This is a genomic window from Agrobacterium sp. GW821-FHT14E08 (genome assembly GCF_058803865.1).
Window position 1 is genome coordinate 235,268 of sequence record NZ_JBXAPJ010000006.1, and the last position, 15,490, is coordinate 250,757.

At 60.4% G+C, this 15,490-nt stretch carries 14 protein-coding genes; 4 read left to right on the forward strand and 10 right to left on the reverse strand.

Translation table 11 applies throughout. From position 1 onward, the window contains the following. Positions 1-14: 14 nt before the first annotated feature. The gene (locus AC1ROR_RS20865) at positions 15-1,055 is read right to left on the reverse strand and encodes an LLM class oxidoreductase (protein ID WP_498590586.1); all 1,041 of its coding nucleotides are present in this window, start codon (positions 1,053-1,055) and stop codon (positions 15-17) included. Positions 1,056-1,120: 65 nt separating this feature from the next. Beyond that, positions 1,121-2,302: an MFS transporter gene (locus AC1ROR_RS20870; protein WP_080839485.1), complete on the reverse strand. Its 1,182-nt coding sequence runs from the start codon at positions 2,300-2,302 to the stop codon at positions 1,121-1,123. Between the two features lie 158 nt (positions 2,303-2,460). Between AC1ROR_RS20870 and AC1ROR_RS20875 the strand changes: the two genes are divergently transcribed. Together AC1ROR_RS20875 and AC1ROR_RS20880 are read left to right on the forward strand one after the other, a co-directional pair. Next, a complete protein-coding gene (locus tag AC1ROR_RS20875) occupies positions 2,461-3,384 on the forward strand; it encodes a LysR family transcriptional regulator (protein ID WP_498590587.1) in 924 nt (307 codons plus the stop codon). A 96-nt stretch (positions 3,385-3,480) separates the two neighbouring features. After that, complete coding sequence (locus tag AC1ROR_RS20880; protein ID WP_498590588.1) at positions 3,481-4,605, forward strand: zinc-dependent alcohol dehydrogenase family protein; 1,125 nt, start codon at positions 3,481-3,483, stop codon at positions 4,603-4,605. 83 nt (positions 4,606-4,688) lie between these two features. Here the strand turns inward: AC1ROR_RS20880 and AC1ROR_RS20885 are convergent, their stop codons facing one another. Beyond that, positions 4,689-5,129 (reverse strand): RrF2 family transcriptional regulator, encoded by a 441-nt coding sequence (locus AC1ROR_RS20885; RefSeq protein WP_498590635.1) that lies wholly within the window; start codon positions 5,127-5,129, stop codon positions 4,689-4,691. A gap of 187 nt (positions 5,130-5,316) precedes the next feature. On the opposite strand from AC1ROR_RS20885, the gene AC1ROR_RS20890 reads away from it, so the two are divergent. Both AC1ROR_RS20890 and AC1ROR_RS20895 read left to right on the forward strand, forming a co-directional pair. Beyond that, positions 5,317-6,297 (forward strand): alpha/beta fold hydrolase, encoded by a 981-nt coding sequence (locus AC1ROR_RS20890; RefSeq protein WP_498590589.1) that lies wholly within the window; start codon positions 5,317-5,319, stop codon positions 6,295-6,297. A 96-nt stretch (positions 6,298-6,393) separates the two neighbouring features. Next, positions 6,394-6,999: a class I SAM-dependent methyltransferase gene (locus AC1ROR_RS20895; protein WP_498590636.1), complete on the forward strand. Its 606-nt coding sequence runs from the start codon at positions 6,394-6,396 to the stop codon at positions 6,997-6,999. Between the two features lie 125 nt (positions 7,000-7,124). Here the strand turns inward: AC1ROR_RS20895 and AC1ROR_RS20900 are convergent, their stop codons facing one another. The 7 genes from AC1ROR_RS20900 to hisD form a co-directional block, all read right to left on the reverse strand. Next, complete coding sequence (locus AC1ROR_RS20900) at positions 7,125-9,068, reverse strand: methyl-accepting chemotaxis protein (protein ID WP_498590590.1); 1,944 nt, start codon at positions 9,066-9,068, stop codon at positions 7,125-7,127. Between the two features lie 659 nt (positions 9,069-9,727). Next, positions 9,728-10,453 carry an alpha/beta fold hydrolase gene (locus AC1ROR_RS20905; protein WP_498590591.1) on the reverse strand — a complete coding sequence of 242 codons (726 nt, stop codon included), beginning with the start codon at positions 10,451-10,453 and terminating at the stop codon, positions 9,728-9,730. A 26-nt stretch (positions 10,454-10,479) separates the two neighbouring features. After that, a complete protein-coding gene (locus AC1ROR_RS20910) occupies positions 10,480-11,175 on the reverse strand; it encodes an RraA family protein (RefSeq protein WP_498590592.1) in 696 nt (231 codons plus the stop codon). Between the two features lie 101 nt (positions 11,176-11,276). Then, entirely contained in the window at positions 11,277-12,248 is a 972-nt protein-coding gene (locus tag AC1ROR_RS20915; RefSeq protein ID WP_142171618.1) for a cupin domain-containing protein, read from the reverse strand. A 72-nt stretch (positions 12,249-12,320) separates the two neighbouring features. Beyond that, positions 12,321-13,349 carry a LacI family DNA-binding transcriptional regulator gene (locus AC1ROR_RS20920; protein ID WP_080839453.1) on the reverse strand — a complete coding sequence of 343 codons (1,029 nt, stop codon included), beginning with the start codon at positions 13,347-13,349 and terminating at the stop codon, positions 12,321-12,323. Next, positions 13,349-14,113 (reverse strand): SDR family NAD(P)-dependent oxidoreductase, encoded by a 765-nt coding sequence (locus AC1ROR_RS20925; protein ID WP_498590593.1) that lies wholly within the window; start codon positions 14,111-14,113, stop codon positions 13,349-13,351. The genes AC1ROR_RS20920 and AC1ROR_RS20925 overlap by 1 nt, the downstream gene beginning before the upstream one ends. After that, positions 14,113-15,423, reverse strand: coding sequence for a histidinol dehydrogenase (hisD, locus tag AC1ROR_RS20930; RefSeq protein WP_216331827.1), 1,311 nt, complete (start codon positions 15,421-15,423; stop codon positions 14,113-14,115). Before hisD ends, AC1ROR_RS20925 begins: the two co-directional genes overlap by 1 nt. Between the last annotated feature and the right edge of the window lie 67 nt (positions 15,424-15,490).

Genomic DNA, 15,490 nt, shown 5'->3' on the forward strand with positions numbered 1-15,490 from the left:
GTCTTTCTCCTTGGTTATTCCGCGGCATTTCTGACGGCGGGAGAGATATTGCCGATTACAGGCAGAACATCGTGCGACAATTCATCGATCACTTCGCTGAGGGGCCGTCGCGATGGCCGCAGCAGAAGCGCGAGATGATCGACCCCGGCGTTTTCGAGGGCATGCAGATGGTCGATGAAGGCATTGCGTCCGACGCGCGCGCCAAAGCGGCGCGGTGTCGGCTGTTCATCCGGATCGTCGGCCAGATCGAGATGGAAAGCGCTTATGAAGACACCACGATCCAGCCCGAGAGCGGTGCGCGCGGCGGCCCAGCCTCTTGCCTGGGAGGTGAGCCGCTCAAGCCCGTTCGGATAAACGAAGCGGCCTTCCATGTTGGCGGCGATCCAGTCTGGCGACTGCCGGCCTTGCCCGGCAATAACCATCGGCACCTGCGCCCGCATTGGCTTTGGCAGCAGGTCGAGGCTGGCTTCGATGCGCCCGTCGCCAAGCGGCAGGCCTTCGGTCTTCCAGGCATCGCGCAGATAACCGACCGCGTCCCGGAAGGCTTCACCGCGCTGTTCGAAATCAAGGCCAAGCAGCGGATATTCGACCGGACGGTCGCCGGAGGCGACGCCGAGAATGAGACGGCCGCCGGACAGCTGATCGACGGAAGCCGCAGCCTTCGCCACCATCATTGGATGACGCAGCGGCAGCACGATCGCCGCGGTGCCGAGCGCCACATTCTTTGTGATGCCGGCAAGGAAACCGAGATTGACGAAGGGATCGTAGACCGAGCCCGCATCGCCAAAATTATTGGGATCGAAGACCGGAACGTCGCGCGTCCAGACGGCGGCGAAACCGGAACGATCGACCTGGCGGACGAGATCGGGATAGTGTGTGAGATCCGGTACACCGAAGGGACGGCCTTGCGCGACACGTTCAGCTTCGCGCGCTGGCGCCCAGTCGTTGTCGAGCGGAAGCTCAATGCCAAGCGTGAGGCCGCCCTGGGGCTTGCGGATAAGATCGAGCGCACCCGATTGGACTTTGGATGTCGTGGATTTCAATGCCGAGGACATGAGAATTCTCCGGAATGAGTTTGAGCAGACAGGCCCGGCCCTTCATGTACCGGGCCTGTCGGCGGTTATGCAGTCTTCAGGGATACGGCAGCGCGGCGGTCGAGCGCGCTGCTCCAGAGCGTGAGAAGCAGGGCGACGGCAACGAGGATGGCGCCGACCCATGGGGTTGCAGCAAGACCCATCGGCGATTCCACCACCACACCACCCAGCCAGGCGCCAATGGCGATGCCGAGGTTGAAGGCGGCGATGTTGAGTGCGGATGCAACATCAACGGCGCCGGGGCGGTGTTCCTTGGCCAGCTGCACGACGTAGAGCTGCAGGCCCGGGACATTGGCGAAGGACAGGAAGCCAAGCGCCACCAGCGTGATCAGGGTCAGGACCGGCGAGACGGCGGTGAACGAAAACACCAGCAATACGATGGCCTGTGCCAGGAAGAGACCGATCAATGCCTTGACGGGATTGCTGTTGGCAATCTTGCCGCCACCGATGTTACCGGCAGCGATGGCGATGCCGTAGAGCACGAGGATCAGGCTGACGCTGGATTCGGAGAAGCCGGTGACGTCCTGCAGGATCGGCGCAAGGAAGGTGAAGGCGACGAAGGTGCCGCCGTAACCGAGCGCGGTCATGGCGAAGACGATGAGCAGGCGACCGGAACCGAGCACGCGGACCTGATCAAGAATGCTTGCCGGCGGCGCCTTCTTGAGCGTGTTCGGCAGAAGGGCGGCAATGGCGACAAAGGCAACGACACCGAGAGCGCCAACGGCCCAGAAGGTTGCACGCCAGCCAAAGACCTGACCGATATAGGTACCGATAGGAACGCCGGAGACGATGGCGACGGTCAATCCCATGAACATCATGGCAATCGCCGAGCCACGGCGGTTTTCGGGCACGAGATCGGCAGCGATCGTCGCGCCAACGGAGAAGAACACGCCATGAGCGAAAGCGGCAATCACGCGGGCAATGAGCAGAATCTCGTAGCTCGGTGACAGCGCCGCGGCAGTGTTACCGACGATGAACAGGGCCATGAGGCCGAGCAGCAGCGGCTTCCGTTCTATTTTGCCGGTAAGCGCGGTCAGGATCGGCGCGCCGAAGGTAACGCCAAGCGCATAGACACTGACGATAAGACCGGCAAGCGGCAGGGTGATGTGAAGATCGTTTGCGACGGTCGGCAACAGGCCGACAATGACGAACTCCGTGGTTCCGATCGCGTAAGCTGCGATCGTCAAAGCAAATATAGCCAAGGGCATGATAAATTCCTTTCCGCCCCACAATGCACGTGAGGGGTGCTGAGACAGCAGAGTTGCTGGTTGAACGATTGCTGTGACGGAATATGAGCGGAGAGGGCTTGAATGATAATCGGGAGTATTGGATAAATACCTGTGAATTTCATTCATAGGCGGAAACGATGGACAACCGGACGGGTGAAATGGAAGTCTTCGTCCTGGCGGCGGAATTGCAGAGTTTCTCTGCCGCCGGACGGCGGCTCAAAATGTCTCCATCGGCCGTCAGCAAGCTGGTGACGCGCATCGAGGATCGTCTCGGAACACGCCTGCTGGTACGCTCGACCCGGTCGATGATACTGACGCCGGAAGGCGAGGTGTATCTCTCCCGCGCGCGGCGTATCCTGGCTGATATTACCGAGACCGAGCAGATCGTGGCTGGCGGAGGTAAAATGGTCCCGCGCGGGCTGCTTCGCATCAACGCGTCCGTGGGCTTTGGGGAACGACATCTGCTTCCACTGATCCCGGCTTTCCTCGAACTCTATCCTGAAGTTCAGCTCGACATCTCGCTAACCGACGGCATCATCGGCCTGATCGAGGAGCGAACCGACATAGCCATTCGATCTGGAACCATGGACGATTCGTCCCTGAAGGCGCGCAAGCTTCTCGAAAGCCGGCGAGTTATTGTTGCGTCCCCTGTCTATCTCGAAGCAAAGGGCGCACCGCAAACACCGCAGGACCTGCTCGACCACAATTGTTTCAGCTTCAACTTCCGCCGCACTCTCAACGAATGGCCGTTCCGGAACCCGGGAACATCGGACATTTATCGCCTTCCCGTAACGGGAAACACCGCGGTCAATAGCGGCATGATCATGCGCCAGCTTTGCCTCGCCGGCATTGGACTGGGCAGGGTGGGACAATTCCATGTACAGCCGGATATCGACGCAGGCAGGCTCATTCCATTGCTCGAAGCATATAATCCCGAGGACCTCGAACAGATTCATGCCGTCTTCGCTGGACATGAGCATCTTGCGGCACGCATTCGCGCGTTTATCGACTTCCTGGCGGAACACCTCAGTGAAAGAGGAAAATCCGAGCCACTCCCGTAAAACTATTATCGAGCGGCGCCGTGCTGAAATATAGCTTTGCCATGCCGGATCGGCCCATTGCCGCGCAGCTGAAGCAAGTCCACGAAGGAGGGAATAATGCAGGTCAAAGCCGCAATATTGCAGGGAACGGGAGCCTCTCATCCTTATGCTGTCAACAAGCCGCTCGTTATCGAGGACATAGAGCTTGCGCCACCCGGGGCCGGCGAAGTCCTTGTCCGCATTCGTGCAGCCGGCCTGTGCCATTCCGACCTCTCGGTCATCAACGGCGACAGGCCTCGTCCGATGCCGATGGCGCTGGGCCATGAGGCGGCAGGCATTGTCGAGGCGTTGGGAGACGGTGTTCGTGATCTTCAGCCCGGCGACCATGTCGTGATGGTCTTCATGCCAAGCTGCGGGCATTGCCTGCCCTGCGCCGAAGGCAGGCCCGCATTATGCGAGCCGGGTGCGGCGGCAAACGCAGCGGGAACGCTGCTTGGCGGCGCAACCAGGCTGAACTATCGCGGCAAGGCCGTCCATCATCATCTCGGCGTGTCGGCATTTGCAGAATATGCCGTCGTGTCCCGCAATTCGCTGGTCAAGATCGACCGGGATCTCCCCTTCGTGGAGGCTGCGCTTTTCGGCTGTGCGGTCCTGACCGGCGTGGGCGCCGTTGTGAATACGGCTGAGGTCAAGGCCGGCTCGACTGCCGTCGTCGTCGGGCTTGGTGGTGTTGGCCTTGCCGCCGTCCTTGGTGCGCGGGCTGCGGGCGCCAGCAAGATCGTCGCGGTCGACCTTTCTGCGGAAAAACTGGCCCTTGCCAGCGAGCTTGGCGCAACCGCCGTCGTGAACGGGCGCGATGAAGACGTCGTCGAACAGGTTCGCGACGCGACCTCGGGCGGTGCGGATTATGCCTTCGAGATGGCCGGGTCGGTTCGGGCGCTGGAAAACGCTTTCAGAATGACCAAGCGCGGCGGCACAACCGTGACCGCGGGCCTGCCACCGCCCGGCGCTGCCCTGCCGGTCAATGTCGTGCAGCTCGTTGGCGAAGAAAGAACGCTGAAGGGCAGTTACATCGGGACTTGCGTACCCGTCCGGGATATTCCGCGTTTCATCGACCTTTACCGGGACGGAAGATTGCCGGTCAATCGCCTGCTCAGCGGAAGGCTCAGACTCGAGGACATCAATGAAGGTTTCGACCGGCTGCACGATGGCAGCGCCGTGCGGCAGGTCATCGAATTCTAAACCCGCGCCCGCCGCCGCCGGCCTGAATTTCGGCCGGTGGCGACCTGTCGTTACAACGGCGACATGCCCGGCTTAAATGGAAGTCACCCGGCCGGAGACGATTTCCGGCTTTCCTGCAATGCCATCCCGGCTATCTGCGCCAGCGTCGTCTCGGCATAACGCGCCACAAGCTCGTTTTCGGCCGCGGCATGGGCCGCTGCGATAATCGCGTTGGAGGCTTTCTCCACGGGGCAGGATGGATGGTCATGCGATATGGGGGCAGGCAGGATAAGACCGGCATTCAAGGCGCGCTGAACGTCCAGAACGGTCACCTTTTCCAGCGGCTTGACCAGTTTCCAGCCACCACCCCGGCCACCTTCCGATGCGACGATACCGTGGTCGCGCAACCCGCCAAGCGTGCGGCGAACGACCACCGGATTGGTGTTGAGCATCTGTGCGATCCGTTCTGATGTTTCCCTGCCGCCAAGCAGCCCCATGTGCACAAGCACATGCAGCATTCGGGCAAGCCTGCCGTCGGTTTTCATCACGACCCTTTCCGCAACAAAAATTGTTACACTATCTTGACGCAAGCGCTTTTCCGCAACATCTATAGTTACACAAACAGGGAAGCGCAATGCGCTGCGTCGCAGGCTTCTCCTGGTCACTTCGGCCCGGGATGTTCCCATCCCTGGCTTGCGGTAACAACTGATTGAGAAAATCCGGGGTGAGAAAATGATTGAAACAATCATCAAGACGCGCATGATCGACATGAGCATCCTTGATCAGGGAACGGGGCCCCTGGTTCTGCTCTGCCATGGATTTCCGGAAACCAAACATGCCTGGCGGTACCAGATCCTGTCGCTGGCTGCAGCGGGTTTTCGCGCCGTTGCGCCCGACATGCGCGGCTTTGGCAGGACAGATATTCCCGAACAGGTGGATCAATATACGGTCTTCCACGGCATTGGCGATCTTGTCGCCCTCATGGATGCCCTTGGTGAAAGCGAAGCGGTCATCGTCGGCCACGACTGGGGCGCGACCATCGCCTGGCAGGCCGCGCTCCTTCGTCCCGACCGGTTCAGGGCCGTCGTCGCATTGAGTGTGCCAATGATGGACCAGCCTCCCTTCCCGCCCTCAAGGATATTTCCGCAGGACGGGCAATCGCTGTTCTACACGCTCTATTTCCAGCAGGCAGGCGTCGCGGAAGAGGAGTTCAACCGGGATGTCAGCCAGACGCTCAGCAAGATTATCTACGCCGCAAGTGGGGAAGCGGGCGCACGGCGGCCGGGCGACGGCACGCCAAACCCTTTTGGCATGGTCAGTCGCGACAAGGGCTTTCTCGCAGAATTACCCCTCCCCGCGCGCATGCCTGACTGGCTGCCTCCCCGCGACTTCGACAGGCTCGTCAATGATTTCAAGACATCGGGGTTTACCGGCGGCCTGAATTATTATCGAAACCTCGATCGCAACTGGGAACTGCAGAAGGCAGTGAGCGGTAAACGCGTCAATGTCCCGGCGCTGTTTATCATTGGCGAACGTGACACCGGCATGGCCATTCCCGGCATGGATCAGATCATCGCCTCCATGCCCGACCTGGTGCCGCATCTGCTCGGATCCCACATCATTCCCGGCGCGGGACACTGGCTCCAGCAGGAAAGGCCGAGTGAGGTGACAAGCCTCATCCTGTCGTTTCTCAATCAAGTCGCCTCCATCTAGAAAGAAGGAAATCCCATGACTGATTTCAAGGGACGACAGGTTGGCTATATCGAAGGAGCAACGCGCCAGGTCCCCGGCCTTGAAAGCTTGCATCGAATGACGTCGATGCTGCTTGGCGAGAAAGCTCCCGACAAAGGCCGGATTCTGGTCGTTGGCGCTGGCGGCGGGCTAGAACTCAAGGCTCTTGCCAAAGCCAATAACGGGTGGATTTTCGACGGGGTCGACCCCTCGCCCGACATGCTGGCCCTCGCTCGCGAAACGACCACAGATTACGCCGCGCGAATTAACCTGCACGAGGGGGATATATCAGCGGCACCGGACGAACCCTTTGATGGCGCGGCGTGCCTTCTCGTGTTTCATCATCTCCGTTTGGAGGAACGCATCAAAACGCTGAATGGCGTGCGGCAACGCCTCAGGCCCGGCTCACCCTTCGTGCTTGCCCATGTCAGTTTCCCCCAGAACGAGCCGGAACGTTCGATCTGGATAGATCGGCACATAAGCTATGGCGCGATGGACGGAACTGATCCTGCGAAACTTCAGGGCGGGCGGGCCGCGATGCGCGAGAGGCTGTCCATTCTACACCCTGAGAAGGAAGAGGCACTTCTCCGCGATAGCGGTTTCGACGGGATCACCAATTTCTATACGGCATTCAGTTTCAGAGGCTGGGTGGCCTATGCCGGACCAAACAAGCCTGGCGATTAGAAGTATACAGATTCCCAAAAAGGCAATAAGCGCACCGGGGATCGGAGGCGAAAAACCCCGATCTCCGGTGCAGTCCTTACGAAAGTCCTCTCCTCCTCACGCGGGGCGTGAAGGAGCGGAGACTATCAAAATTCCTCCCAGTTATCAGCGGATGTGCTCAGTGCGGCATTGCCCGAGAATGCAGCCCTGATTTTTCCGCCAAGCGCGCGAGCGGGTGAAGCCGCAGGCCTGTCGACGGGCGAGGCTGCACGAACAGGCGCAGACGCCGCGCTGTAACCGCCTTCCGACAATTTGAACTGGGCGAGAAGCTGGTTAAGCGACGCTGCCTCGCGGGCCAGCCCGTGGCTTGCCGCCGTGCTTTCCTCCACCATGGCAGCGTTTTTCTGCGTGTCCTGATCCATCTGGTTCACGGCGGTATTGATCTGCTGAAGACCGGAGGATTGCTCCTGTGCCGATTCTGCGATCGCCGCCACGTGCCGGTTGATTTCCTGCACCTCCGTGACGATCAACTCGAGCGCCTTGCCCGTCTGGCCCACCAGTTGCACACCCTGCTGAACCTGGCTGTTCGATGTCGTGATGAGATTCTTGATCTCCTTGGCGGCACCGGCGGAACGCTGTGCCAGCTCACGAACTTCCTGAGCGACGACGGCAAACCCCTTGCCCGCCTCGCCGGCGCGGGCTGCTTCCACGCCCGCATTCAACGCCAGAAGGTTCGTCTGGAAGGCGATCTCATCGATCACGCCGATGATGTTGGAAATCTCGTTCGCTGATCCCGCAATCTGCTCCATCGCGGCGACAGCTTTCTGGACCACTTCTCCCGACTGTTCCGCACCAATTTTCGCGCGACCGACAAGATGACCCGCTTCCTGCGCCCGTTTCGTCGAGTCCTTCACCGTCGTGGTGATCTCTTCCAGGGCAGCCGCTGTCTCCTCGACAGCCGCAGCCTGCTGCTCGGTGCGCTTCGCCAGATCGTCGGCAGCCGAGCGGATCTCATTCGCACCCGCATCAATGCCGCGCGCATTCTGTGCCACCTGGCTCAGCGTCGATTGCAGCTGCTCCGCCGCCCTGTTGAAGTCACCACGAATGCCATCAAGGCTGGATACGAAGGGTTGAGCGATCCTGTAGGTAACGTCGCCCTGAGAAATCTTCGAAAGGGCAGTCGCAAGGTTGTCGACGGCAAACTGCACGTCGGCAGCCTCATTCGCCTTTTGTTTTTCCCGCTCGATCCGGTCCTTCTCCGAAGATGAGCGGTTGGCCTCCGTCTCATTCTCAAGCCGAACGCGCTCGATGGCGTTCTCACGAAACGCCTGAACTGCGGCGGCCATCTGGCCCACTTCATCCTTGCGGTCCATACCGGCAATTTCCGTGGCGGTATCACCTGCCGCCAGCGATCCCATACGCTCGCGAAGCCGTGCGATCGGGGTTGTTATGCCACGGGAAGAGATGAACAGGCCGAGGGCGATCAATGCCAGCGACACAAGCGCTATGCTGACCAGAGCCGTCCAGATCGTCGTGTTGGTACTGGCCGTGAGGCGTTCTCTGCCATCATTCATCACCTGAATCAGCTGCTCGTTGCCCGCGCTGATCTTCGGCGAAACCTCGGTCATTTTCCGAAGCAGATTGAGCGCCATCTGCTGTGCTTCCGCACGTTGTCCTGCCTGCATCAGGGCAATGACCTGGTTACCCATTTCCTCGACTTCGACAACCCCCTTGAGGATATCGCGAGCGGCTTCCGTGCGGGCTGGAACCAGCTCGATGATCTTGTTCTGCCGCTCTTCCAGCTGCTTGCGATCGGCTTTGAAGGTCTTGACTGCGGATTCGAAATCGCTGCTGGCAGGGTCATTGAGAGAAGCGCGCAGCATCTGCATGCCGAGCGCATTGAGATTTCCGCTGGTTCGGGCGTTCAGCACCGCGGCAAGCGCCTCATTGGCAATGAAATCGCTGTAGACATCGTCGGTTTTTTTATATTGCAAGCTGACGTAGCTGATGCCGGAGATCGACATCAAGCTCATCAGCGAAATGACGAAAACGACCTTCGTTTTAATTTTGGTATTCTTCAGGAAAGACATGAATGGCCTCGGGGCAAGCGCTCTCCAGCTGCCCGGCCGGTGCGGGAAGCCAAAGAAACATATAAAGAAACATTGCGGGTAGCTGTGCCCCTCCTCATAGGGCGACAAGCGGATGTCCAGTCCGGGTCGCCGCAGGGCTTTCCGAGATGGGTCCACTTGTTCTACCGGCTCCGCCGATGAAACCTTGGAACCTGCGTATTTTAGATTTCACAAAAGCACTAAATGAAGTGTTACCTGGGAGACGTAACCGGCGACAATTTGCGGCATCGCAAAATGCATGAAGCGTTGGTACGGGCCGAGAGGCATCTTCTCTGCGGCGTTTTTCACTCAGGCTTCGACAAACAGCTTTTCGACTGCAAAATCGATGAAGGCGCGCAGCCGCGGCGCATGAACCGAGCCGACGGCCAGACGATCGAAAACTGACCCGGGGCGGCGAGGTATTCGTTCAGGACGGTCTTGAGCAAGCCGTCCCGGATGGCATCCGTCGCCAGGAATTCTGCCGGCTGGTGCGACAGCCAAGGAGACGCAAATGGCGACGCAGAGATAGTGCGAACAGTGCAACGGATCTTTCGTTCTGGGTGGCGTGCATCTCACAGCAATCGGCACTCCTGCGCCAGCGATCAACGCGGTGCCGGGGCCCGTCTGACGAAGTATGCCCCCTATGCGCCTTTCAGCCAGCGATCGATATGCAACGCCACCGCCTCGGCATTTTCAAGCGGAGCGAAATGACCGGCATTGGCGATCAATTGCAGATTTGCGCCCGCAATACCCTTCGCCATTTCGTATTGCGCCTCGATCGGGCATATCTGCTCATGCTCGCCGGCCAGCACCAGCGTTGGTATGCCGATTGCAGCCAGCCGCGGCCTGCTGTCTGCGCGGTGAATGGCGGCTTCCGCCTGCGTTTCAAGATTGTCCGGCCCACAGTCGCGCGCCATCGCCACAATTTCTTCACGCAGACCGACATCGCCGACGTTAGCCGGAGCGACGAGCCGTTCCCACCCGTCGAGTATGAACGTGTCCATTCCCATTGTTCTTGCCCGCTCCACTGCCCCACGCCGAATTTCCGCGTTTGCGGGCGGGTCTGGTCGCGCCGTGGAATCGATCAGGGCCAGTTTTGCCACGCGATGAGGCATCTGCGCCACCATCTCGAGCGCGCAGATGCCTCCGAGCGAAAATCCAGCGAGCAGGAACACGGATGGCGCCGCCGCAAGCACGCTTCGGGCAATATCCGGCATCGTCCGGCCACCCGTCAGGTCGCCGACAATAACGGGGTAGTCCCCCAGCCGATCGATCAACGGTTGGAAGATGCGCCGGTCGCAGGCAGTTCCGGGAAGAAGCAGGAGCGGAGGCCGCCCATCTACTGAGTGTTTCGGACCTTTCTCCAACGCAAGTCCCCCGCCGATTTGTCCGGTCAAGTGCGCGCGGCCTCGAATGAGGCCCAGGCCTCTTCGAATTTCGCAAGATCGAAATCTTTCCGCCGAGCCGGTTCCAGAATAAGCCGCTCGGTCGCCTGCAGCTTATCAATCGCAGCAGCGAGGACGGGGATGATGTCGGGCGGGATGACGACGGCTCCGTGACGATCCGCATGGACGAGATCGCCCGGCGCAACTGTCATTCCGAAGACCGTGACGGGCGTGCCGATTGCCTCGACACGTACGAAAGCATGACTTGGGCCGATCGAACCGGCAATCATCGGAAAGTCGTCCGGAACATCGCCGAGGTCACGCATGACGCCATTGGTCAGCACCCCGGATAGACCCAGTCCCCGGTGTACCGTTGCATTGATCTCGCCCCAGAAGGCGCCGACGCAATGGGGGAAGTCCAGATCCTCGACGACGGCTATGGACGGCGCATCGCCACCTGCCATGTGCCGGTAATAGTCCCGACGCCGGGCCTTGATAGTGGCGGGATCTTCGCTTGAAGGAACAGCCGCAGCGATCTTCGCCGTGCGGGCATAACCGACGGCGGGCGCAGCCGCGGGGGCCGAAGAGATCACCGTACCTCGGGTGAATGCATTGAACCCGCGTTTGCCCTGCGCCACCTCGATCGCATTGCAGACGGTTGGTGTATCGACCTTGCGCAGCAGGGCCAGGAGAGTGTCGTCCAAGTGTCATCCTCCGATGCATCAGGTTAAATCAGACGTCTCGTCCGATACCTGCTTTTGTCTGGAACCGCGGCGGCAGGTATGCCGCCGCGTTGCATCCAATTTCAGCCGCGCCAGGTAAGGCCTGCCTTTTCGCCAGTGGCAACGACGCGATAAAGACTGGCCTCGCCGGTCATCGAAGGCACGAGGCTGTGTTTCAGGCCCGGGGGAACGGCGCAGGTATCGCCCGGCGCCAGCACGGCGGTGCCACCGTCCCAGACAAGCTTCCAGTGGCCACGCATGACCATCAGCACCTCATGGCGCTCGTTGACATAGGCGGCTTCCGGAATGGACCCGCGCGTCAGAAGCTCGACCTCAAAGCCCGGCTTGTCCCGCAGCAATGCATTTTCACCGATCACCTTGGCCGGAGCCTTCTGGGCGAGCGCCATGAGGTCCCAGTAACGGGCAACATAGTCACGCACCACGTCGGTTACTGGCGTTTCGGGGAAGCCCTTCAGTTCCTCGTCCGTCAGCAGCGGCATCGGCTTGATACCATCGGGCAGCGTGTGGCCCTTCTTGCTGTCATAGAGCTTACCGTTTTCCCCAAGAACCAGCCCGTGGTCCCTGGCATCCTCGATCACCTGCGGCGCCCAGATCACGCCGCCGCCGGCATCGTCGCCGCCGAGGATCGCCATGATCATCCCATAGTCGGTTCCGATATTTTCGAAACCGCGGAAGATGCCGGTCGGGATATTGAAGATATCTCCTTCCTCAAGCACCACTTCACCGGCATTGCCCCAGCGGCCCCAAAAGAAGCGCCAACGCCCCTTGAGGACGAAGAACACCTCTGCGGTGCGGTGCGAATGCAGCGAGTTGCGGCATTTGGGCGGCTGGCCTGCGGCCCCGATATTGAAGCCGGGCGTGTCCTTGATGTGAACGTGCTGATCAGCACTTTCCGAGACGCCACCACCGATGATCGTGAAGTTCTCCTTGCTGTTCGAGCCCGGCGTATGGGCGTCGATGAAGGCAGTGCGGCATGGCTTCAACTCGCCATAACGAACGATCCGTCTTTCCATTTCTTCCTGGGAGATCTGCATTTTTCAGCCTTTCATACGTATGCAAAATGGGTTGCGGTCAGTGCTTCTCCATCCCTTCCGGGATGAGGAGGCTTAGCGTCTCACTTCTGTAGGAGCTGTTTGGAGGGTCGAGCCACGCAGGACCAGGGCACCATCAAGGACGACACGGCGCGCGGCACCATCGCCCTGCTTGATGCTCTGCATCAGCGTCGCAACCGTCTCGCCGACCATGTCGTCGACATTCTGGCGGATGGTCGTGAGATTGTATGCCGGCCAGCGCGCCGGCGGCACATCGTCGAAGCCGACGACCGAAACGTCGCCGGGAATGCTCAACTTCAATTCAAAACGCAGCACGTCCATGACGGCAAATGCCATGTGGTCGTTGCAGACGAAGACGGCATCGGGGCGATCCGGCCCGGCGAACATCCGCCGCGCCGCCGCCTGCGCCTCTTCATAACGGAAATTGCCGACTTCACGGGCAAAGAGCGTGAGCCCCGCCGCTTCCAGCCCTTCCCGAAAACCCTGTTCGCGGTCACGCTGCGTCGAGGCGCCTTCAAAGCCAGCGATATAGCCGCAACGCGTGTGACCAAGCGACACGAACAGATCGGCCAGTTGGCGCCCGCCGGCGCGGTTGTCCGAAGTGACGGCCGAGAGCCGCATATCATCCTGCGACCGGTTGAACAGTACGATCGGCACGCCAGAGGCATGGCAGCGCGCCGCAAGTTCGGACGACATGTTCGCCGATGCCAGAACGATGCCATCCACCTGATAGTCCAGAATTTCCTGGGTGATCTGGTCGACGTTTTCGGAGGCGATCGAGGAGATGAAGACCAGAACATGGTAGCCCTGATCCTGAAGCGCTTTCGACAGCCGCTCGACAACCTCCGGGTAGAAGTAGTTTTCCAGATAGGCGACGACGAGACCGATGATGCGGCTGCGCCCGGTAATCAGCGAGCGGGCGAGAACGTTCGGCCGGTAACCGAGCTGTTCGGCTGCATCCCTGATCTTCTCGGATGTCTTCTTGGAAACCGAGGTTCCTGGCGTGAAGTACCGCGAGACTGCCGATTGGCTTACACCTGCCAGGCGCGCAACATCGTTCGAAGTGATCTTATCGTTTGCCATCAGTCTGCCGTCCAACCCCCATCGACCATAAGCGCCGTTCCTGTCACCATCGCCGCCGCGTCGCCGGCAAGATAGGTGACCGCGGCCATAATGTCTTCAACACGACCGATGCGGCCAAGCTTGATTTTCTCCTTTATCCACTGAACCCGTTCCGGTTGCGAAAAGGTTTGCTCGGTCAGCGGCGTCTCGATGAAAGTCGGGCAGATCGTATTGACCCGGATGCCTTTCGAGCCCCATTCGATCGCCATCGACTTCGTAAACCCCTCGACGGCATGTTTCGTGGCGCTGTAAACCGCCCGGTCGATGCCACCGACATGGGCCATCTGAGAAGAAATATTGATCAGGGAACCCGGCTGGCCGGCGTCAATCAGCCCTCTGGCCACGGCGCGGGTCAGGAAATAGGCGCCGCGCACGTTCAAAGAGAAGACGGCATCGAAGTCAACGGGGGTCGTCTCGAGCGCGGGTCCATGCCTGGCGATACCCGCGCTGTTGACGAGCACCTGGAACGGTCCTTGGTCATCGACCAGAGCCTGTGTCGCCTCGACATCGGCAATATCCAGCACCATTGCTTCAGCCGAGAAACCTTCGGACCGGATAGCCTCCACCGCCTCATCGAGTTTTTCCGCCGATCTGGCGGCAAGCACCACGTGCGCGCCCGCCTCCGCCAACGCGACCGCGCAGCCGAAGCCGATGCCGGACGATGCACCGGCGACGAGAGCGCGTTTGCCGGCAAGACGGAAGGAGGGCGTGCGGGGGATCTGCATCAGGCGGCCGCCTCTCCGTAAGGAATATTGCGGCCACCGTAACGGCGAACCCGGACATTGGCCTGCTCGGCATGGCCGACAAAGCCTTCCAGCAGGCAGAGACGCGAGCAATAGGCACCGACTTCGGCCGCGGCCTCGTCAGTCAACACCCTCTGGTAGGAGTGAGTCTTCAGGAACTTGCCGACCCAGAGACCGCCGGTATACCGGCCGGCCTTCCTGGTCGGCAGCGTATGGTTGGTGCCGATCACCTTGTCGCCATTGGCAACATTGGTTCGCGGGCCGAGGAACAGCGCACCGTAGGAGTGCATGTTCTCCAGGAACCAATCGTCACGGTCGGTCATCACCTGAACGTGTTCGGAGGCGATATCGTTGGCAACCGCCAGCATCTCCTCATAGGTGTCGCAGACGATGACCTCGCCATAGTCGCGCCAGGAGGCGCTTGCTGTTTCCGTGGTTGGAATGATCGCCAGCAGGCGCTCGACTTCGGCCAGCGTCTGCCTTGCCAGCCTCTCGGAATTGGTCAAGAGGACGGATGGCGAATTATAGCCATGTTCCGCCTGGCCGATCAGGTCGGTGGCGCACATCTCGGCATCCACCGTCTCATCGGCAATCACCATCGTCTCGGTTGGACCCGCAAAGAGATCGATGCCGACGCGGCCATAAAGCTGGCGTTTGGCCTCGGCTACGAAGGCGTTGCCGGGACCGACCAGCATATCGACAGGCTTGATCGTCTCCGTGCCCAGAGCCATTGCGCCAACGGCCTGCATCCCGCCCAGCACGTAAATCTCGTGGGCGCCGGCCTTGTGCATGGCCGCCACGATCGCCGGATGCGGCTCGCCCTTTTGCGGCGGAGCGGATGCGACGATGCGCGGAACGCCGGCAACGGACGCCGTCAGCACCGACATATGGGCAGAGGCGACCATCGGAAACTTGCCGCCGGGCACATAGCAGCCAACCGACTGAACCGGAATGTTGCGGTGACCAAGGATCACACCAGGCAGCGTTTCCACCTCGATATCGGTCATCGAGGCGCGTTGGGCCTGTGCGAAACGGCGGATTTGCGCCTGGGCAAAATCGATATCGGCCATATCGCGCGCCGAGACCCTGGACATTGCGGCCTCAATCTCGGACGGGCTGAGCTTGAAGGATGGCGGTGAAAATTTGTCGAATTTCTCCGAGAGCGCGCGCACGGCAGCGTCGCCATGCGTCTCGATGTCCTTCAGCGTCGACTCCACGATCGTACGAACCTTCGCATCGTCTTCAGACCGTTGCGCCTCTGGCTTTCCGCGCTTGAGATAGGTGACTGTCATGTGTTTCTTCCCTTGGCGTTTCAGCATGCGAAAACGCAATGCCGCTCGGAAACTTCAATCGCCTTCC